The following is a 21394-nucleotide window of genomic DNA, read 5'->3' as shown; positions in this document are numbered from 1 at the left end:
AGAGAATGTCGAATATATGAGCAATAAACGTCGTACCTACTTTTTTTGTTTTGCTGCGTTAGTCGTTGTCATCGCAGCAATTTTCTTTGCATGGAACCATTTCAAAACATCACAAAAGTCCGGCCCACAACAGAATTTAGCAACAGTACCACCCCGCCCTGTTCAGGCGGCTACCGCTAAAATAGAATCCGTGCCCCACTATCTGGTAGGGTTAGGAACGGTTCAGGCGGCAGATACTGTCAATGTCACCAGTCTGGTGAGCGGGCAATTAATTGCCCTGCATTTTATAGAAGGCCAACAGGTGAAAAAAGGGGATTTACTGGCAGAAATTGATCCCCGCCCTTATCAGGTCAGACTGGCAAAAGCACAAGGCCAATATGTTAAAGATCAGGCAATGCTGGCCAATGCTGAGCAGGATTTAACCCGCTATCAACAACTGGCAAAAAGTAAGTTAATTTCTCAACAGGATCTGGATAAACAGCACGCTTTAGTGCGTCAATATAAGGCCGCCCTCAAAAGTGATCAGGCAGAGATTGATGAACAAAAACTCCAATTAGCCTACAGCCGTATCACGGCCCCCATTTCAGGTCGTGTCGGTCTGAAACGGATAGATGTGGGTAACTACATCTCTTCTGGGGGAGAAAAACCGATTGTCGTCATTACGCGCGTTGATCCAATCGACGTGCTGTTTTCTCTGCCTGAAAACGATCTTAGTGCCATACTGAAGGCACAGAAAAATAATACGATACCTGCCGTCATTGCCCGGGATCGCAATAACCAGCTGCAATTAGCACAAGGCAAACTACTCAGTATCGATAACCAAATTGACGTTGCAACCGGCACCATAAAAATGAAAGCCAGATTTGATAATCAGGATAACACACTGTTTCCAAATCAATTTGTTAATATTCAAATCAAAGTCAATACGCTGGATAACGCCATCGTCATCCCTGATGCAGCATTGCAGATGAGTGGCAACGGTCACTTTGTCTGGCTGGTAGGTAAAGATAATAAGGTCAAAAAACATAAAATAACCATCGGGCTGCAAAATGATAATCTGGTTATTATCAACAGCGGTCTGTCCGTTGGTGATCGGGTAATAACAGACGGTATTGATCAGTTGACAGAAGGAGCCGCTGTTGAAATTGTTAAACCTCTGCAACCAAAATCAGATAACAGCAACGATAAATCTGCTCAGTCAAACGGTAAGGTGGAGAATAGTTAATGCTTTCTGATTCTCCGGTGACAGGGGGCGGCCCATCCCGCCTGTTTATACTGCGTCCGGTAGCAACGACGCTGTTTATGATTGCAATTTTGCTTGCTGGTATTCTTGGCTATCGGATGCTGCCGGTTTCTGCATTACCACAGGTGGATTATCCGACTATTCAGGTTGTTACACTCTATCCTGGCGCCAATCCTGACGTGATGACCTCCGCCATAACAGCCCCGCTGGAACGGAGATTCGGGCAAATATCCGGCCTGAAACAGATGTCATCACAAAGTTCTGGTGGAGCTTCTGTTATTACGCTGGTCTTCCAGCTTTCCCTGCCACTGGATGTTGCAGAGCAGGATGTGCAGGCTGCAATTAATTCAAGTATCAATCTGTTACCTAATGACCTGCCCTACCCTCCTATTTACAGTAAGGTGAATCCGGCTGATCCACCGATTTTAACTCTGGCCGTCACTTCTGATGCCCTGCCAATGACAGAAGTGCAGGATATGGTGGAAACCCGTGTTGCTCAGCGTATTTCTCAGGTCGGTGGTGTTGGCTTAGTCACACTGGCTGGCGGGCAGCGTCCTGCTGTCCGCGTGAAGTTAAATGCGCAGGCCATAGCCGCACAAGGGCTGGATAGCCATGCCATTAGTAATGCGATTGTCAGTGCGAATGTGAATTCACCAAAAGGCAGTTTTGATGGTCCAACGCGGTCGATTACTTTATCTGCTAACGATCAGATGAAATCCATTGATGATTACCGCAACTTAATCGTGACCTATAAAAATGGGGCTCCGGTTCGTCTGCGTGATGTTGCTACCATTGAGCGGGAAGCAGAAAATACGAAACTCGGTGCATGGGCAAATGAAAAACCCGCCATTGTTATTAATGTTCAGCGTCAGCCGGGCGCTAATGTTATTGAAACCACGGATAACATTCGTAGCGTGTTGCCAGAGCTGATAAGCAGCCTGCCTAAATCGGTTAAAGTTGACGTTCTGACGGATCGTACTGTCACGATCCGCGCTTCCGTTAAAGACGTTCAATTTGAATTATTGTTAGCGGTTGCTCTGGTTGTCATGGTGATTTACCTGTTTTTGCGTAATGCCACCGCGACCTTAATCCCAAGTATTGCCGTTCCGCTTTCACTTATCGGCACATTCGCAGTAATGTATTTCTGTGGTTTCTCCATCAATAACCTGACATTGATGGCACTGACCATTGCAACTGGCTTTGTTGTCGATGATGCTATCGTTGTCATCGAAAATATTTCCCGCTATATCGAACGGGGAGAAAAGCCTCTCGCCGCTGCCCTCAAAGGGGCGGGAGAAATCGGCTTCACCATTATCTCACTGACTTTTTCTCTGATTGCCGTTTTGATCCCGCTGTTATTTATGGGGGATATTGTAGGGCGTCTATTCCGGGAGTTTGCGATTACACTCGCGGTGGCAATTTTAATTTCAGCCGTTGTCTCACTCACCCTGACGCCAATGATGTGCGCACGAATGCTGAAAGCAGAATCAGACATTAAACATAATCGTTTTGAACAAGCCTGTGAGCACTTTTTTGAATGGATAATTGCGATATATAGCGTATGGCTGAAACGGGTTCTGAATCATCCCTGGCTGACACTCGGTGTCACACTTGGCACTCTGGCTCTGACTGCCCTGCTCTATGTCGTCATTCCAAAAGGATTTTTTCCGTCGCAGGATAATGGCTTAATTCAGGGTACACTGGAAGCACCACAGTCTATTTCTTTCAGTGCCATGGCAGATAAACAGCATCAGGTAAGCGAATTACTGCTACAAGATCCGTCTGTGGAAAATGTGACTACATTCATCGGCGTTGATGGCAGTAACCCTACGCTGAACAACGGACGTCTGCAAATTACGTTAAAACCTTTCGACCAGCGCCATGACAGAATTGAGAATATTATCCCGCGCCTACAGGCCCGGATAGCCAAAGTACCTGATATCACCTTATATCTGCAACCAATTCAGGATCTGACTATTGATACCCAGCTTTCCCGCACGCAATATCAATTTACGCTACAGGCGACTTCTCTTGATGAACTGAACATCTGGGTACCTAAATTACAGGAAGCACTGAAAAAGCGTCCTGAACTGGTCGATATCAGTAGTGATTTGCAAAACAGGGGATTAGTCGCTCATATCAATGTAAATCGTGATATGGCCAGCAGATTAGGTATTACGATTGCTGCTATTGATAACACGCTATATAACGCCTTTGGTCAGAGGATGATCTCAACCATTTATACGCAGTCAAATCAATATCGGGTTGTACTCGCTCAGGATACGACACACTCTCCCGGCATTGATGCGCTCAATGATGTCCGGCTTTTAAGTGCAGATGGTAATATCGTACCTCTGACTGCTATCGCAACGATTGAACAGCGGCTGGGATATTTATCCATTAATCACCTGCAACAATTTCCTGCAACTACCTTCTCATTCAATGTGGCACAGGACACCTCTCTGGAAGCAGCCGTTAATGCCGTGAAGGAAACAGAACATGCCATTAACATGCCTAAAGATATCAATACACAATTTCAGGGAGCAACTCTGGCATTCCAGAATGCCCTGAGTAATACTTTATTGCTGATACTGGCTGCTGTTGTTGCCATGTACATTGTGCTCGGAATACTGTACGAAAGTTTTATTCATCCAGTAACTATCCTATCAACACTACCCACTGCGGGGGTCGGCGCATTACTGGCATTAATGCTGGGAGGCTATGAGCTGGATATCATCGCCATCATCGGGATTATTTTGCTGATCGGTATTGTGAAGAAGAACGCCATTATGATGATTGACTTTGCGCTGGCAGCAGAACGCGAGAAAGGTATGTCGCCCTACGATGCTATTTTTCAGGCCTGTCTCCTGCGTTTCAGACCGATTCTGATGACAACAATGGCAGCACTGTTAGGCGCATTACCCTTGATGCTTAGTACCGGCATCGGTGCTGAGCTGCGCCGCCCATTAGGTGTCAGCATGGTAGGCGGTTTGATTATGAGCCAGATTCTGACGCTGTTTACGACTCCGGTCATTTATCTGCTATTTGACAGACTGGCGCACTATTACAGAAATAGGCAAGGTAGAAATAAACAAAGCAGATATCAGGATGACAATCAAACAACATTAGCGCGTTCTTCTACTGATCATCAGGAGCCGTTGTGAAATTTTTCGCCTTATTTATCAAGCGGCCTGTTGCAACCACATTATTGAGTGTGGCTATCACACTGTGTGGGGCATTCAGTTTTATTCTGTTGCCAGTATCCCCTCTGCCACAAATCGACGTTCCGGTGATTGGTGTTTCAGCTTATATGCCCGGCGCCTCACCGGAAACAATGGCTTCCTCTGTCGCAACCCCACTAGAGCGATCACTCGGCAGAATTGCGGGTGTTAAAGAAATGAGCTCCTCCAGCTCATTAGGCTATACCTTCATTTATCTGCAATTTGAACTGAACCGGGATATCAATGGGGCTGCCCGGGATGTACAGGCTGCGATTAATGCTGCGGAAAGCCTTTTGCCTTCAGGGATGCCAAGCCGCCCAACCTACCGCAAGGCAAACCCCTCCTCTGCTCCCATTATGATCCTAACGCTCACGTCAGACAGTTATAGTGGTGGGCAGTTATATGATATCGCCTCGACACGTCTTGCCCAGAAAATCTCACAGATAGAAGGTGTCGGTCAGGTCAGCGTTTCTGGCAGTTCATTGCCTGCAATAAGGGTTGAACTCAATCCCAACGCCCTGTTCAGTAAGGGGATCTCACTGGATGACGTCCGCACTGCGGTCAATAATGCCAATGTCAGAAATCCGACGGGACATGTTGAGACAAGTGAGTACAACTGGCAAATACAAACTAACGATGAAATTAAAAAAGCGGATGACTACGCTTCTATTATTGTCGATTATCGTGACGGCTCACCTGTTCGCTTAAAAGATCTCGCAACAGTCAAAGAGTCTGTAGAAGATATCCGCGCCTCAGGTATGTCCGGTAATAAACCGGCTATTGCCCTGATTATCCGGGGGGAACAAAATGCGAATATCATTGAAACCATCAATAAAATTCGTGCAGAACTCCCTACTCTACGAACCTCAATACCCGCCAATATTAAACTTACTGTTGTACAGGATCGCTCTCCCACTATCAGGGCTTCCCTGTATGAAGTGGAACGAGCGCTTGCCCTTGCCGTTGCGCTCGTTATTCTGGTTGTTTTTCTGTTCCTGCGCTCAGGGCGTGCCACTCTTATTCCAGCAATTGCCGTTCCGGTTTCACTGATTGGCACATTTACTGCGATGTATTTATGTGGTTTCAGCCTGAATAACCTTTCACTCATGGCTCTGACCATCGCGACGGGTTTTGTTGTGGATGATGCCATTGTTGTGCTGGAAAATATCTCCCGTCATCTGGAAGCCGGGATGAAACCTGCACAAGCCGCGCTTAAAGGTGTAAGAGAAGTGGGTTTTACCGTTCTTGCCATGAGCCTGTCTCTCGTAGCGGTTTTTATTCCCCTTCAGTTAATAGATGAAATGCTCGGCAGGCTGTTCCTTGATTTTTCGGTGACACTTGCAACAGCGATAGGCATTTCTTTGTTCGTGTCACTCACCTTAACTCCTATGATGTGTGCACACCTGCTAAAATCTTCGCCTGAAAAATCACTGAAGAAAACCCGCGGATTCGGTAAAGTTTTTCTCAGGTTCCAGCAATATTATGGCCGCTCATTAAACTGGATTCTTAACCACACCCGCTGGGTTTTATTGATGCTGATCGGTATTATCGTCCTGAATGGCTGGCTCTATATTAATATCCCGAAAACCTTTTTTCCCAGACAGGATACGGGTCAATTACTGGGTTTTGTCGTTGCTGATCAAAGTATTTCTTTTCAGGCCATGCAAAAGAAGATGGAACATTTTATGCAAGTCATTAATGCTGACCCGACTGTTGAAAATGTGACAGGCTTTACCGGTGGCGACAGCATGAATGTCGGCTTTATGTTTATGTCATTAAAGCCTGTGAGTGAACGCAAAGAAAGTATTGATAAAGTCATACAACGTTTACAGGATAAGTTGTCCCACGAGCCGGGGGCTTCACTGTATCTGATCCCTGTGCAGGATCTCAGATCAGGTGGTGGCGGCGGTGGTAATGCCAAATCTATTTATCAATTTAATTTACTGTCGGACGATTCTGAAGCGCTTCGTAAATGGACACCTATTATCCAAAAGTCATTGAAAACGTTACCCCAACTGACGGGCGTTAATTCTGATGATGACGATAAAGGTTCTGAACTGGCAATTACCTATGATCGTGATCTTATGGCCCGTCTTGGTATCAGCGTTGCTCAGGCGAATAGCCTGCTTGGAAACGCTTTCGGGCAGCAACCGATTTCAACGATTTATCAGCCTCTCAATCAATATAAAGTGGTGATGGAAGTTGCTCCTGAATATAACCAGTATATCAGCGCACTGGAGAAAATCTTTGTCATCAATAAGGAAGGAAAACGTATTCCGCTCTCTTATTTTGCCAGCTGGCGGCCAGCCAATGCACCATTAGATATTTATCATCAGGGGCTTTCGGCCGCTTCTACGATCTCTTTCGATATTGCGGAAGGCTATACGATGTCTGACGCTGTGAGTGCGATAGAAAGAACAATGACTGAACTCAGCGTTCCATCCGCTGTTCGTAGCTCTTTTGGCGGTACTGTGCAAGATTTTCAGGAAAGTCAGCGTTCACAGTTATTGGTGATCCTTGCGGCTATCATCACTGTTTATCTGGTTCTCGGGGTATTGTATGAAAGTTATATTCACCCACTGACAATTCTTTCTACCCTTCCGTCTGCCGGAATCGGCGCTTTACTGGCACTGGAACTCTTCAATACGCCATTTAGCCTGATTGCCATGATTGGCATTATGCTGCTGATTGGTATCGTGAAGAAAAATGCCATTATTATGGTGGATTTTGCTCTTGAAGCTCAACGTAACGGGCAACTCAGTGCACGGGAAGCAATATTTCAGGCCAGCTTATTAAGGTTCAGGCCGATCATGATGACGACCCTTTCTGCTTTATTCGGTGCCTTACCTTTGGTTCTGAGTAATGGTGCTGGCGCTGAGTTACGTCATCCTCTGGGTATCACGATTGTTGGTGGGCTGGTTATGAGCCAAATTCTTACGTTATATACCACCCCTGTCGTTTATCTGTCTTTTGACAGACTGCGTGAGAAGTGGCAACAACGCCGTTTAGCAAAATTTCAGAGAATAAAATCGTTGTGAAATTGCGGATAAAAGCCGGGATCAGCGGCAAACTGTTTCTGGCCATTTTTGCTACCTGTATGCTGGTATTAGTGACAATGCACTGGGGCATTCGCCTCAGTTTCCAGTATGGATTCATCGGTTATATTCAACAAAACAGCCAGCTACGTGCCAGAATGCTGGCCGAAGCATTAACAGAACAATATCAGCAATATGGTAACTGGGATTTCCTGACTCAAAATGATCGGGCCATCTTTAAAATTATCCAAAATATCGAACAGAACAGTGATAATCGGCAAGAACTGTCTCCCCGCGCTTGGCGCTCCCAGTTCTGGGTGGTTGACAGCCATATGCACCGGTTAGTGGGTCATTCTGGTAATATGTCGGAAGAAACTTACCGCGTTCCGGTAAATTACCAGAATAAAGTAGTCGGTTGGGTTATTGTCAGTACTTCGGACAAAATTACCCGTCAGGCTGATATCCGTTTTGCTCAGCAACAACAGCTAACCAGTTGGATTATCGCTGGCTTCTCTACGATGCTGGCCCTGATTGCAACTTTCGTTTTATCCCGCATTTTCTTGAAGCCCGTGAAGCGGCTGGTGGAAGGCACTCATAAACTGGCTTCCGGTGATTTCAGCGTGCGTGTTGCCTCATCCGATCAGGATGAAATAGGGCAATTAGCATCAGATTTTAATCACCTTGCCTGTACGCTGGAAAAGAATGAACAAATGCGCCGGGATTATATGGCAGATATCTCCCATGAATTGCGCACTCCACTCTCTATTCTGCGTGGTGAGCTGGAAGCCTTACAGGATGGTGTCCGTCAGCCGACAGCGGAAACTATCCAGTCGCTACTGACAGAAGTTACCATTCTGACAAAATTAGTGGATGATTTACATTTGCTATCCCTGACGGATCGCGGTTCCCTGACTTATCGAAAAGAACAGGTTAATGTCAATGAGCTCCTGCAAATCGCTGCCGCTGCCTATCGTGGACGTTTTGCCGATAAACAAATTTCACTGGAGTTATATTTACCGCAAAACACAATAGTATTTGCTGACCCTAAGCGATTAGCTCAGCTATTCCATAATTTGCTGGAAAATAGCCTGCGCTATACTTCTGATCACGGAACAGTGCTTATCCACGGATATGTGAGCCAGCAGAAATGGATATTAAACTGGCAGGATAGTGCTCCCGGTCTTACTGCTGAACAATGTCAGCGTATTTTTGAACGTTTCTACCGTTGCGAATCTTCCCGCAATCGAGCCAGTGGCGGCTCTGGTTTAGGTTTGGCAATCTGCTACAACATTATTGAAGCGCACAATGGTCTTATTTACGCTGAAATATCACCTTTAGGTGGTATTCAGATTCACATAGAATTACCCTTGTTCAAATTTCCTGAACAGAAGACGCCAAATAAGATATTGAAATAATGAGTGCACAATATACCGTTCTGATCGTTGAAGATGAACCTAAACTGGGACAGTTACTGGTTGATTATCTACAAACTGCCAATTATCAAACACAATGGTTGGTGCGCGGTGATGAGGTGGTTGCTCATGTCCAGCAACGCCAGCCTGATATTATTCTGCTCGACCTGATGTTACCCGGCCTCGACGGGTTATCTGTCTGTCGGGAAATCCGCAAATTTTCAGATATCCCCATTGTGATGATGACGGCTAAAACTGAAGAAATTGATCGCCTGCTGGGGCTGGAAATTGGTGCAGATGATTATGTCTGTAAGCCTTATAGTCCACGCGAAGTCATTGCCAGAGTGAAAACTATTTTACGCCGCTGCTATCGTCCGCAGGATATCGTCAGCGAACAGGGAGCTCTGACGATTGATGAAAACCATTTTCAGGCTCGCTACCTTGAACGAGTGCTGGATCTGACTCCGGTTGAATTCCGGTTACTTAAAATCATATCCAGTCAGCCGGGGCGTGTTTTTTCCCGTGATCAACTGTTGAATAACCTCTATAACGATCATCGTATTGTGAATGATCGAACAATTGATAGCCATATAAAGAATTTACGCAGAAAGTTAGAGCAGCTGGATGAAGATAAATCTTTCATTCGCTCAATTTACGGGTTGGGATATCGCTGGGAAGCAGAAATTTGCCGTCTGATGTAAGTTACCTACTGTTATTAAAAAAATTCACCTGCATAAATTTCAGGCTAAACTTAATCTGATAATTACCCAATCAGGAGAATTTCTTATGGCTATTGGTCACTATGATCTTAAGAAAGCGAAGAACGGGCAATTTTACTTCAATCTGGTAGCAGCAAACGGTGACATTATTCTCAGCAGTGAGATGTACACCACTAAGGCTGCCGCCAATAAAGGTATTCACTCGGTACAAGTCAACTCTCCCGACAAAGCCCGTCATGAAGTGAGGAAAAATAAATCTGGCAAAACATATTTTGTCCTGAAAGCCAGAAATCACCAGATTATTGGTATTAGTGAATCTTATGGTGATGAAACAACTATGAAAAAAGGAATGCAGTCTGTTATGAAAACCGGGGTAACAGATAAAATACGGGACTTGACCAAAGGTAGTTAGTTGTAGCTCGTTAACAGCGCCGCATCCGCGGCGCGTTTTTGTCAGCATCCCCATTCTCCGTATCTGTTTCCTCCATATCTATGATATGTACCTTGCAAGACTATCTTGAAAGATAAAAGGTATAAGCGCTAAAATCCCCTCTTTAACCTTACCCTTAGTAATGATATAGGGTGAGGTCTGATTTGAACTCAGACTGAGAACGCTAATAATATGTTTACTCCAGAATTACTTTCTCCCGCCGGCTCCCTGAAAAATATGCGCTATGCCTTTGCTTATGGCGCAGATGCTATCTATGCCGGGCAGCCCCGTTACAGCCTGCGTGTTCGTAACAACGAATTTAACCATGAAACACTGGCTCAGGGGATTAAAGAAGCCCATGAATTAGGCAAACGTTTTTATGTCGTTGTCAATATTGCCCCACACAATGCAAAACTGAAAACCTTTATCCGCGACTTGAAGCCTGTGGTTGAAATGGGGCCAGATGCGCTAATTATGTCCGATCCCGGTTTAATTATGATGGTAAGAGAAGCCTTTCCCGAAATGGATATCCACCTTTCTGTACAGGCAAACGCAGTTAACTGGGCAACGGTAAAATTCTGGAAACAAATGGGCTTAACGCGGGTTATTCTCTCCCGCGAACTTTCACTGGAAGAAATTGCAGAAATCCGCCAGCAGGTGCCTGAAATGGAGCTGGAAGTTTTCGTACATGGCGCACTGTGTATGGCTTATTCAGGCCGCTGTTTACTATCGGGCTATATCAATAAACGCGATCCTAATCAGGGAACCTGCACGAATGCCTGCCGCTGGGAATACAATGTTCAGGAAGGCAAAGAAGATGATACAGGCAATATCGTTCATACCCATGATCCTATTCCGGTTAAAAATATTGAGCCGACACTAGGACAGGGTACTCCGACGGATAAGGTATTCATGATAGAAGAATCCAAACGTCCGGGTGAATATATGAGCGCATTCGAAGATGAACATGGCACTTATATCATGAACTCCAAAGATTTGCGGGCAGTGGAGCATGTAGATCGGCTGACTGGCATGGGCGTACATTCGTTGAAAATAGAAGGACGCACTAAATCTTTCTACTATTGTGCCCGTACAGCTCAGGTATACCGCCGTGCCATCGATGATGCCGTTGCTGGTAAACCGTTTGATCCAACACTAATGAGCACTCTGGAAGGATTAGCTCATCGTGGTTATACCGAAGGCTTTTTGCGTCGCCATACTCACGATGCCTATCAAACCTATGAATATGGTTATTCAGTATCAGAGACGCAACAATTTGTCGGAGAATTTACCGGCAATCGGATCAACGGGCTGGCTGAAGTAGCAGTAAAAAATAAATTCCTCGTTGGTGACAATCTTGAAATTATGACGCCAGCAGGCAATATCAACTTTGTACTGGCATCAATGACAAACAAAAAAAATCAGGCTGTTGAAGTTGCTCCGGGTGACGGTCATATTGTTTACTTGCCTGTTCCTGAAGAAATTGAACTGAATTACGCGCTGCTGATCCGTAATCTGAAAGCGGGTAATACCCGAGCACCACATACAAATACAGTTCCTAAAAAATAATTCAGTATGAATTTTACAGAAATAGTTCCATTTTTTTAGAAACAGATCACATCAATACTATTTTATTTCTCGTATCATCCATTCTGAAAAATGAAGAACTAAAAAAGTTTCACTGTAAGACTAGGAACCACCTCCTTGGCTAGCTCAATCTCCCTTGGGCTAGCCTTTTCTTTTCCTGAAAATTTTAAAATTCGAAAAATAATCAGTAATATCAGCAAGAAAAAATCATTAACTGAATTACTAGTTATTGAGTTTATTCAGTCAATAATAATTATCTCACTACCCATTACAAAATTAATTGTAAATAAAAAAATCGGTTTGAATAAATATTGCTCATATTTATTCAACATACTGAAGGAATTTTTAGAAAAACACCTTGAGATAGTTATTTCCAACAGAGTCGATTGATATTATCTCACTATACACATGCATGACAGGAGTGAAATAATTAAATTTTAATAAACATAACATTAACTATGAAAAATAGTCTCAACTGAAGCGATCCACTACATCTTCCCTTCCTGCTCACCTTGTACTCCGTGCAAATATAAACAACAATCAGTAGCGCCTTTTGCAAACTGGAGTTAAACATGACTGATATCGTGAAGTTGTTAGGAAAAGACGCAGAAAGTTTATTGCAGCATCAATGTTCCACTATTCCACGTGAAAATCTCTACATTCCGGGTGCAGATTTTGTTGATCGTGTAATGATCGAAAATAATCGGCCAAACGCGGTATTGCGCTCAATGCAAACTTTATTTAATCATGGGCGTCTGGCAGGAACGGGTTATCTTTCGATTCTGCCGGTTGATCAGGGCGTTGAACATTCAGCCAGTGCCTCTTTTGCAGCAAACCCGCTCTATTTTGACCCCAAAAATATTGTTGAATTAGCGATTGAAGCAGGATGTAATTGTGTTGCTTCGACTTATGGTGTTCTGGCATCGGTTTCCCGCCGCTATGCCCATAAAATTCCGTTTCTGGTGAAACTGAATCACAATGAAACTCTGACCTACCCCGCCGAATATGATCAGACTTTATATGCCAGCGTTGAACAGGCATTTAACATGGGTGCAGTTGCAGTTGGTGCGACGATTTATTATGGCTCTCATGAGTCACGCCGCCAGATAGAAGAAATTTCTGCTGCTTTCGAACGTGCCCATGAATTAGGAATGGTCACAGTGCTGTGGGCATATTTACGTAATTCTGCCTTCAAAAAAGATGGTGTTGATTACCATACAAGTGCCGATTTAACCGGTCAGGCAAACCATCTGGCAGCCACTATCGGTGCGGATATCGTTAAGCAAAAAATGGCGGAAACTAATGGCGGTTACACTGCAATTGGTTTCGGGCACACAGATAAACGTGTCTATACTGAATTAACAACAGAACACCCTATCGATTTAGTTCGCTATCAGTTGGCTAACTGTTACATGGGACGTGCCGGCCTAATCAATTCTGGCGGAGCTTCAGGTGCCAATGATTTGAATGATTCAGTCCGTACAGCGGTCATCAATAAACGCGCTGGAGGCATGGGGTTGATTCTTGGGCGTAAGGCATTTAAGAAGTCAATGAAAGAAGGCGTTGCCCTGATCCACTCAGTACAGGACGTCTATCTTGACAAAAGCGTCACTATAGCCTGATAAAATCAGGCTAATTTATTGAATAATAATCAAATTATATATGGGGATATATCTATCCCCATTTTTACGGTCAGTAACTACCACCATTGATGGAAATGATGTACCGGCCCTATCCCTTTCCCCACGTCTAATTTATCTGCCTGCACTAAGGCATTCTGTAAATAAGCTTTTGCAACTGGCACTGTGCTCTGCCAATCTTCATAACGTGGTCGTAATGCAGCAAGAGCCGCCGACAAAGTACAACCCGTGCCATGTGTATTGTGGGTATTAACTCTGGAAGCAGTAAAACGCCATTCTCCTTCAGGCGTAAACAACCAGTCAGGACTTTCTCCGTCGGTTAGATGCCCCCCTTTCAACAAAACTGCCTGACAACCCATTGATAATAATTTTCGCCCTTGTTGCAACATTTCATCTTCTGTTTCCGCAGAAGAACATTTCAATAGCGCTGCCGCTTCAGGTAAGTTGGGAGTAATTAAGGAAACAACAGGTAGTAATAACTCTGTCATGGCTGTAGTCGCCTCTTCTGACAGTAACGGATCCCCACTCTTTGCCAGCATCACTGTATCCAGCACAGTATAAGGAACTGGGTAACGATGCAGCATTTCCGTGACAACTTTCACATTAGCAACATTCGATAACATGCCAATCTTAATACTATCTATCCTGACATCTGAAAGCACGGACTCAAGTTGAGTAGCAAGGAAACTGGGTTCAATATCGTAAATTGCTTGCACTCCGGTGGTATTTTGCGCAACAAGGGCAGTAATTACGGTTGTGCCATAAACGCCAAGTGCAGAAAAGGTTTTCAAATCGGCTTGAATGCCGGCACCACCGCTAGGATCAGTTCCTGCAATGGTCAATGAATGAATTGACATGATGATTCCTGCGACCAGCTCAGGAAAAGCGGCAATCAGAATACCCACTATCTTTTAAGTTGCCTTTTTAAGATCTGTCGGATATGGGATATACCGAGACTTCCCTACGCTGGCATTATCCAGATCAGGTAATACGGGTACTTCTCAGTTCATTTAAGAACGCCCCGAGCCAAAATAAAAATCACTCTATTAGTATCCCAATAGAGTGATATTTGCAATATGTTATCGTCAAATAATGAAACAGATTAACGATATATATTCAGCTGGCCATGAAAATACCAGCAAAAATAAATTTATTACTTTTAATTACTTTTTATTACTATAAAGTTGTAACGTTTGCAGCAGCTGGACCTTTAGGACCATCCTGAATTTCAAACTCAACTTGTTGGCCTTCAGACAATGTTTTAAATCCATCTTTCATAATTGCAGAAAAATGTACAAATACATCTTTGCTGCCATCAGCTGGAGTAATAAAACCAAAACCTTTAGACTCGTTGAACCACTTCACAGTACCAGTGATTTTTGCCATTTCAAAAATTTCCTTTGAATCACTTTATTAGCCGATTGGCATTAAAAAGAAACGAACCCGTATTCATTGTTGCTATTCATTAACAGAAACAGTACTTCGTTTACCCATGTGTTTTATCACATACTCTTTATATAATCGCAAGCCATTTTTTTCAGTGGCACGAGCTAAAGCACATATTTCAAATTATTAATATCTGCTTTTTATTTAACGTCAAACAGAAGTATTTATATTACATAACACCATGAATTAACAAAGAAATAGAATTTTAACCCTAGGAAAGTATTTTGATTTTTTGATATATAATTCTGTTTATCACACTTATTAAGCGATACGGCAGAGAGTTATAACTTTTAAACTTTATTGAGGAAGCAATAAAAGAATGGAGTATATTTGTTAACACCTGAGAGTTTAATATGACTGCTCCAAATTCGGCTGGTTTATATTTTGTATATCCTTTATTAAATATTGTTCAGTTGAATTCCATCTTATTCAATTTATAGACGCCCTTTATTATCTAAATATGTCAGAAGCTGACATCATGTTTATAGCCTAGGAAGAGCTGAGCTTTAAGCAGCCTATTACACGAATATTAGTCCAGTGCAAACATCTTATGGAGAAAAATGGATAACATTCATTTTATATGCAATTTTTTGTAGTTTAAATTCTCACATAGTTTTCTCACGTAATAAAATTTTGTTATCAGGGATTAATAAAATTAGATTCATCATAAAAAAATCAGCCGGGCATTATGCCCGGCTGATAAAATGTACTCATTTTAAAACTATCAAGTTATGTCTTTACTTTATTGGATCTGGAAAATAAATAACCAACCCACAATGCTCCAATCCAGAATGGCATGAGGATAACAGATATACGTATACCAGGTATCGTCAGGATGATAATAAGAATACAAGCCAGAAATATCAGACACAGGAAATTACCAAATGGATACCAGAATGCTCTGAAACTTGTCTTAACCCCTTCGGCATTCTTTGCAGCCCGAAATTTCAGGTGTGACACACAAATCATAATCCAATTAATGACTAAGGTTGTCACTACCAATGCCATCAAAAGCTCAAATGCCTTACCCGGCATAACATAGTTAATTAATACACCTATTGATGTTGCCAACGCTGACAATGCAATTGATAAAACCGGAACACCGCGCTTATTCACTTTGGTCAGAATACGTGGTGCATTACCCTGCTTAGCCAAGCCGTACAGCATTCGGCTGTTACAATAAACGCCGCTGTTATAAACCGACAACGCTGCAGTCAAAACAACAATATTCAAGGCATTAGCAACCCAAAAGCTATCCAGGTTATGGAAAATCAGAACAAATGGACTTCCCCCCTCAACAACTTTTATCCACGGGTAAAGAGACAATAGAATGAACAACGAACCGATATAAAACAGTAAAATACGGTACACAACCTGATTAGTTGCCTTCGGGATATTTTTTTCTGGATTTTCAGCTTCTGCCGCCGTAATTCCTACAGTTTCCAATCCGCCGAATGAAAACATAATTACAGCCATTGCTGTGATCAGACCCGCAGCACCATTAGGCATGAAACCGCCATACTGCCATAAATTACTTACGCTGGCCTGTGGCCCTCCTGTTCCACTAATGAGCAAGTAAGAACCGAAGAGGATCATGCCGATAATGGCTCCGACTTTAATCATAGAGAACCAGAATTCTGCCTCACCATAGAGCCGGACATTAATTAAATTGACAGAGTTAATCACCACAAAAAATATTGCTGCTGAAACCCACGTTGGGATCTCAGGCCACCAGTATTGAATATACATACCGACAGCTGTGAGCTCCGCCATTCCAACCAGTATAAACATAACCCAGTAATTCCAACCGGATAGAAAACCGGCAAAATTACCCCAATATTTATAAGCAAAGTGGCTAAAAGAACCTGCTACTGGCTCTGCAACAACCATTTCCCCCAACTGGCGCATTATCAGGAATGCGATAAAACCACTAATGGCATACCCCAGAAGCACTGAAGGCCCGGCCATTTTTATCGTTTGGGCAATTCCCAAAAATAACCCTGTTCCTACTGAGCCACCGAGTGCAATAAGCTGAATATGCCTGTTCTTTAAACCACGCTTAAGCGTCGACTGTTGTATATGCCCCGTCATCTAGTCCTCTTATTTCGATAATTATATCCGTCGTCTTTCAGGCCATTTCTGTGTTGGCTTAGCTCACTTACCGCTACGATTCAGCCCGAAATCCATTGGGTATAGAACCTGTTTAAACTATTTTATTTGTCGTTTTGGACCTGAACTGGCCGAAGAAACCTTAGATTTCTTCAATTTTTGCGCGATCTATCATACCCAAACTGCCCTGACACTATTGCTATCGTGTCAGACTCTAATTTTGACCCAATATTTAGTTTACTCATTCAAATCAGATGAATATTAAAACATCATTCACAAAGAATAAATACCGGAAATGCATACTAATTCACTCTTCGTCCCCTTGTGATTGTAATGCATATTCAGGCCCGGTAAGAGTAAAATTAACTCTCGATTGTCGATTATGTATAAAACTAAAATCTTGAAAAGAAGTTGTGTATACTTCCCATCACCTTTAACCAATTTATAATTGTAATGCCACAGGATAATCACTTAGCACTTGTATGCGCACTGAGTAAATGGATAGAAAACCACCTTGGTCGTGTCATCCATCTTGAAGAACTTGCTGCTTACTCTGGCTATTCGCTTTGGCACATGCAGAAAATATTCAAGGAAGTCACTGGGATCTCACTGGGTAAATACATACGTCAACGTCGTCTGGCTGGTGCTGTACATCTTCTGAAGAACAGTTCCCAACCCATTTTTGATATTGCGCTGGATTTTGGCTTCGGCTCTCAATCCCACTTTACTTATATGTTCCGTAAAGAATATGGCATTACACCTTACGATTTTCGTCAAAGTACAGATATAGAGCTTGAAGTTAAACTTCCATTACATCTGTCTTACAATTGCTAATCATAAGATAAGTTATGCGGCCAGACATCAATATCAGGCCGCTACCTTACTAACTTCTCAACCATCATCCTTAGTGCTACAACGAGATTAGTTTTCATTTAATTTATACTTTTCAACTAAGGCTAATGCTATCGCTTCCGTTTCTGCATCGGGATAACCCTGAATATTTGCTGGACGAAAATGCATCTGAAATGCCCGGATCGTTTTATGCGTATGCACATCCAGATAGCCTGTCTGCGGAATAGAATACCCATAAACAGCCAGTGCTTTTTGTATTTTGATAACGGGAACAGGCGTATCTGGCGCTCTGTCAGCTAAATATTTACTGACCGTGGCAGCATCAGGCCAGGCCCCGATCCCTTCTTCATAAAGAGTATGCCATGGAAAAACAGGCCCGGGATCTTCTTTCCGAAGTGGAGCAATATCACTATGGCCAACCACATTCACAGCTTCAATTTTATGCCTACGGATAATATCTTTTGCCAGTCGGATCAAAGCATCTATTTGTGTTGGATGATATTCACACCACTCTTTTTTAAAAAAGTATTTTTTAAATCCACAATTAACTATTTCTATGCCGATAGAATAATTATTTAAATTTTTATACCCCCTCCATTCACTTCTGCCGGCATGCCAGGCTTTTTCTCCCTCAGAAGATAATTGAAAAATAATCGGTTCATTATTTTTATATTTGGGATGAGCGGGAATCAAATACTGGACGCTGACATTACCGCCAGTCAGAGCCCGTAAGGAACGTTTCTCATTCAAGGCCGTGTAATGTACGACCAGAAACTTAACTGATTCAATATTCTGTTTTGTCGAATACGAATAAGAATGATCAATAAGATAATCATTCCTTTCTTCCAATGGGGATTGCCGACTACAACCAATCAATAGCGTAATAAGCATACCTACTAAGATTTTTCTCATCATATTTATACAATAACAGAAGAAAAATTGAATAATGTCACTATATAGTAGATGAAACTAGAATAGATGCTGTCTTTTTATCGGCCGGAATGCTATGCGTTATACCGTTTTTACAATAACATAAAAGCCGGACTTCCATTAAATCTGGAATATCCGGCTAATATGTCTATTCATTTTATTTTACTAATAATGAATATTGGTCTTAATTTCAGCTATTACACTTTTGATTCTTCTGAGCCGGCTCATTATCCCAAATGCCTTCTTCAATCTGCTTTTGGAGCTCCGGATACATATTAATATCAAATGTTGGTAACTTCCCTGCTTGTCTCTGCTGGTTATAGTCTTTAGCCAATTTCAGCGCAATGCCTGATAACAAGAAAATAGCTATCAGGTTCACAATAGCCATACAGGCCATGGATACGTTTGCCATATTCCAGACTAAAGGCACTTCCGCCATTGTACCGAACATCACCATGGCTAATGCTGCAATACGTAAAATGAATAAACCTGCAGTATGGTTACGTTCGAGGAATATCATATTACTTTCAGCATAAGCGTAGTTAGCAATAATTGATGTAAAGGCAAAGAAGAAAATTGCAATAGCAACGAAAGTTGTTCCCCAATGACCAACTGCGGAGGATAACGCACGTTGCGTCAATTCAATGCCATTGATGGCAGTAACATTCTCATTAAGGATGCCTGAAGAAAGAATAATAACTGCTGTAGCACTACAGATAACGATCGTATCCATAAATACCCCCAACATCTGCACATACCCCTGAGAGGCCGGATGTGGCGGATATGGAGAAGCAGAAGCCGCTGCGTTTGGTGCAGAACCCATTCCTGCTTCATTCGAGAACAAACCACGCTGAACGCCCTGAAGCATTGCCTGGGAAATACCATAACCCAATGCTCCTGCCGCAGCTTCCTGAAAACCAAAAGCACTCTTAAAGATTAATGCAAATACTTCCGGAATACGTTCAATATTGTGGCCTACAACCCAGAATGCCAGAATTAAATATGCACCCGCCATAAATGGGACAACTAATTCAGCAACCCGCGCAATTGAACGCAAACCGCCAAAAATAATCACACCACTAATAATGACTAATGCAATACCGACATATAATGGATTGATATCGAAGGCAAAAGAAGCTGCTTGTGCAATTGAGTTTGCCTGAACGGCATTAAATACAAGACCAAACGCGATAATAAGGAAGAATGAAAACAATACACCCATCCACCGCTTCTTCAACCCTTTCTCCATGTAGTAGGCTGGGCCACCACGATAATTTCCCTGATCGTCTTTCGTCTTGTACAACTGAGCAAGCGTGCTTTCCACAAAGGAAGTTGCCATACCAATAAATGCAACAACCCACATCCAGAAAATAGCCCCAGGGCCACCAGCAGTCAGTGCAATCGCAACTCCGGCAAGATTCCCGGTCCCTACGCGCGCCGCAAGGCTGGTACATAAAGCCTGAAAAGATGAGATGCCGGATTTATCTGATTTCTTGCTGTGTTTCAGGACTGAAAACATGTGGCCAAAATGGCGAAGTTGTATAAAACCAAATCGTATAGTGAAGTAAAGGCCAACCCCAAGAAGCAAGTATATTAATACGTAGTCCCAAAGAATGTTGTTAATGAAGTTAATCAGATCCGTCAAGATATTTTCCCCTTACTATTAGCAAACATTAGCTGACCATAATCAGTATCCGTCTAAAATTTATTGTGCTTAATATCCTTTATTATTAACAAGTAACACAATTCTGCGAATGAGACACAGAGATACTAGCCAGTAAAACGAAAAGAATGTAACACAATATCTATTTCAATGGGTAACTTTTAATGAAATTTTTACATTTACTTTAGCGTTTATGAACATTTGCACTAAGTTACATTCATGCCAACGGCCCTATTTTAGCCCTGTTAATCATACTTAATGACGAATAAATGGTCTGTTTTATTGATATCAGCTGTATTTAAGATACACATCTTACGAAACAATTCACACACAAAAAAGAAACAAATAACAAACAAAGATCAACTTTTTCAAAAGTAATTAAATATAAAACGCTTATAAGCGCTTCTTTTAATCACTACCCGCATGTTTGATAGATAGAAAATTAATTGTTTATTTTACAATCTATCAATGTCGTTAATCTCTCGACACAGCAATAATTGCATTCATTAAAAACACTAAAATAACGACAAAATTTAATGTTGAAATCTCTTGAATTTAAGAAAACATATAGCAATATCTTTCTTCAAATGAGATTATTAAATTTTAATGCTGTGATAATTGGAAAAAGCCACCATTTCATATTAAGATTTTCAGTTGTTATTTTTTACATAAGAAATAAAAACAACAGGTTAGCAAGATATTAATATTCCACTATCTGGCCATCAGATAATCTGCTAGTGAGGTTATGATTGATGTTAGAAAGAAAAAGAAAAAATCCAGCGGATAACATACTGCCAAAACGGGTATATAGGGGAAAATCTAAATACGAGTACCATCCAGCAACAGGCGGTTCTATCTCAATTTGCTGTTTAAATTCGCCACTGTCTGTTATCTGGAAAGAGTACAACAAGATTGTAGAAAAAATTGAAAAAAATAGTACTTAGCCCCCTGTTTATATCAAAATTAATAAAACGGGAGTCTTTACTCCCGTTATTTTCAAACCATAAACAATCAATGCATGATATAGATATAGTTATTTATATAATCACAGGCTATTTTTGCCGAAAAAAATTTTATTAACTCTATAAAAATCCATCTTATATCATG

The 21394-nt window shown here is 42.2% G+C and carries 14 protein-coding genes and 1 riboswitch; of the genes, 9 read left to right on the top strand and 5 right to left on the bottom strand.

What is annotated here, in order from left to right; translation table 11 throughout:
• Positions 1-16 precede the first annotated feature (16 nt).
• The 8 genes from AACX68_RS10785 (at position 17) to fbaB (ending at position 13269) form a co-directional block, all read left to right on the top strand.
• Complete coding sequence (locus tag AACX68_RS10785; RefSeq protein WP_228859140.1) at positions 17-1225, top strand: MdtA/MuxA family multidrug efflux RND transporter periplasmic adaptor subunit; 1209 nt, start codon at positions 17-19, stop codon at positions 1223-1225.
• Positions 1225-4407, top strand: coding sequence for an MdtB/MuxB family multidrug efflux RND transporter permease subunit (locus tag AACX68_RS10780; RefSeq protein WP_228859139.1), 3183 nt, complete (start codon positions 1225-1227; stop codon positions 4405-4407). Before AACX68_RS10785 ends, AACX68_RS10780 begins: the two co-directional genes overlap by 1 nt.
• Positions 4404-7502 carry a multidrug efflux RND transporter permease subunit MdtC gene (gene mdtC / locus AACX68_RS10775; RefSeq protein WP_228859138.1) on the top strand — a complete coding sequence of 1033 codons (3099 nt, stop codon included), beginning with the start codon at positions 4404-4406 and terminating at the stop codon, positions 7500-7502. The genes AACX68_RS10780 and mdtC overlap by 4 nt, the downstream gene beginning before the upstream one ends.
• Before the next feature lie 8 nt (positions 7503-7510).
• Positions 7511-8914: a two-component system sensor histidine kinase BaeS gene (gene baeS / locus AACX68_RS10770; RefSeq protein ID WP_228859156.1), complete on the top strand. Its 1404-nt coding sequence runs from the start codon at positions 7511-7513 to the stop codon at positions 8912-8914.
• Positions 8914-9612: a two-component system response regulator BaeR gene (gene baeR / locus AACX68_RS10765; protein WP_228859137.1), complete on the top strand. Its 699-nt coding sequence runs from the start codon at positions 8914-8916 to the stop codon at positions 9610-9612. The genes baeS and baeR overlap by 1 nt, the downstream gene beginning before the upstream one ends.
• Before the next feature lie 85 nt (positions 9613-9697).
• On the top strand, positions 9698-10042 hold the full coding sequence (locus tag AACX68_RS10760) for a YegP family protein (RefSeq protein ID WP_228859136.1): 345 nt from the start codon (positions 9698-9700) through the stop codon (positions 10040-10042).
• 210 nt (positions 10043-10252) lie between these two features.
• Positions 10253-11629: a prephenate-dependent tRNA uridine(34) hydroxylase TrhP gene (gene trhP, locus AACX68_RS10755; RefSeq protein ID WP_228859135.1), complete on the top strand. Its 1377-nt coding sequence runs from the start codon at positions 10253-10255 to the stop codon at positions 11627-11629.
• 590 nt (positions 11630-12219) lie between these two features.
• Positions 12220-13269 carry a class I fructose-bisphosphate aldolase gene (fbaB, locus tag AACX68_RS10750; RefSeq protein ID WP_228859134.1) on the top strand — a complete coding sequence of 350 codons (1050 nt, stop codon included), beginning with the start codon at positions 12220-12222 and terminating at the stop codon, positions 13267-13269.
• 77 nt (positions 13270-13346) lie between these two features.
• Here the strand turns inward: fbaB and thiD are convergent, their stop codons facing one another.
• The 3 genes from thiD to AACX68_RS10735 all read right to left on the bottom strand — a co-directional run bounded on the left by thiD (position 13347) and on the right by AACX68_RS10735 (position 16824).
• A complete protein-coding gene (gene thiD, locus AACX68_RS10745; protein ID WP_255705543.1) occupies positions 13347-14144 on the bottom strand; it encodes a bifunctional hydroxymethylpyrimidine kinase/phosphomethylpyrimidine kinase in 798 nt (265 codons plus the stop codon).
• A gap of 84 nt (positions 14145-14228) precedes the next feature.
• A riboswitch (TPP riboswitch) is annotated at positions 14229-14321 on the bottom strand.
• Positions 14322-14463: 142 nt separating this feature from the next.
• Positions 14464-14673, bottom strand: a complete 210-nt coding sequence (gene cspE / locus AACX68_RS10740) for a transcription antiterminator/RNA stability regulator CspE (protein ID WP_038269841.1) — start codon at positions 14671-14673, stop codon at positions 14464-14466.
• Between the two features lie 789 nt (positions 14674-15462).
• Positions 15463-16824 carry an amino acid permease gene (locus AACX68_RS10735; protein WP_228859133.1) on the bottom strand — a complete coding sequence of 454 codons (1362 nt, stop codon included), beginning with the start codon at positions 16822-16824 and terminating at the stop codon, positions 15463-15465.
• A 471-nt stretch (positions 16825-17295) separates the two neighbouring features.
• Here AACX68_RS10735 and AACX68_RS10730 point away from each other — a divergent pair, with 471 nt between their 5' ends.
• Positions 17296-17676 (top strand): helix-turn-helix domain-containing protein, encoded by a 381-nt coding sequence (locus AACX68_RS10730; RefSeq protein ID WP_099110862.1) that lies wholly within the window; start codon positions 17296-17298, stop codon positions 17674-17676.
• An 87-nt stretch (positions 17677-17763) separates the two neighbouring features.
• Here the strand turns inward: AACX68_RS10730 and AACX68_RS10725 are convergent, their stop codons facing one another.
• Complete coding sequence (locus tag AACX68_RS10725; RefSeq protein WP_228859154.1) at positions 17764-18606, bottom strand: N-acetylmuramoyl-L-alanine amidase; 843 nt, start codon at positions 18604-18606, stop codon at positions 17764-17766.
• Positions 18607-18814: 208 nt separating this feature from the next.
• Complete coding sequence (locus tag AACX68_RS10720) at positions 18815-20269, bottom strand: alanine/glycine:cation symporter family protein (RefSeq protein ID WP_228859132.1); 1455 nt, start codon at positions 20267-20269, stop codon at positions 18815-18817.
• Positions 20270-21394 lie beyond the last annotated feature (1125 nt).

The sequence above is a fragment of the Xenorhabdus sp. PB61.4 genome (assembly GCF_963894935.1).
GTDB lineage: Bacteria > Pseudomonadota > Gammaproteobacteria > Enterobacterales > Enterobacteriaceae > Xenorhabdus > Xenorhabdus stockiae.
Note: the sequence above shows the minus strand (reverse complement) of the source record. Positions and strands in the feature narration are given on the sequence as shown.

What these genes read in the sequence shown, in the direction of transcription:
- AACX68_RS10730 (WP_099110862.1), top strand. Translation starts at nt 17,296, where the DNA reads ATGCCACAGGATAATCACTTAGCACTTGTATGCGCACTGAGTAAATGG.
- AACX68_RS10760 (WP_228859136.1), top strand. Translation starts at nt 9,698, where the DNA reads ATGGCTATTGGTCACTATGATCTTAAGAAAGCGAAGAACGGGCAATTT.
- AACX68_RS10785 (WP_228859140.1), top strand. Translation starts at nt 17, where the DNA reads ATGAGCAATAAACGTCGTACCTACTTTTTTTGTTTTGCTGCGTTAGTC.
- fbaB (WP_228859134.1), top strand. Translation starts at nt 12,220, where the DNA reads ATGACTGATATCGTGAAGTTGTTAGGAAAAGACGCAGAAAGTTTATTG.
- AACX68_RS10780 (WP_228859139.1), top strand. Translation starts at nt 1,225, where the DNA reads ATGCTTTCTGATTCTCCGGTGACAGGGGGCGGCCCATCCCGCCTGTTT.
- AACX68_RS10735 (WP_228859133.1), bottom strand. Translation starts at nt 16,824, where the DNA reads ATGACGGGGCATATACAACAGTCGACGCTTAAGCGTGGTTTAAAGAAC.
- AACX68_RS10725 (WP_228859154.1), bottom strand. Translation starts at nt 18,606, where the DNA reads ATGAGAAAAATCTTAGTAGGTATGCTTATTACGCTATTGATTGGTTGT.
- cspE (WP_038269841.1), bottom strand. Translation starts at nt 14,673, where the DNA reads ATGGCAAAAATCACTGGTACTGTGAAGTGGTTCAACGAGTCTAAAGGT.
- baeR (WP_228859137.1), top strand. Translation starts at nt 8,914, where the DNA reads ATGAGTGCACAATATACCGTTCTGATCGTTGAAGATGAACCTAAACTG.
- trhP (WP_228859135.1), top strand. Translation starts at nt 10,253, where the DNA reads ATGTTTACTCCAGAATTACTTTCTCCCGCCGGCTCCCTGAAAAATATG.
- thiD (WP_255705543.1), bottom strand. Translation starts at nt 14,144, where the DNA reads ATGTCAATTCATTCATTGACCATTGCAGGAACTGATCCTAGCGGTGGT.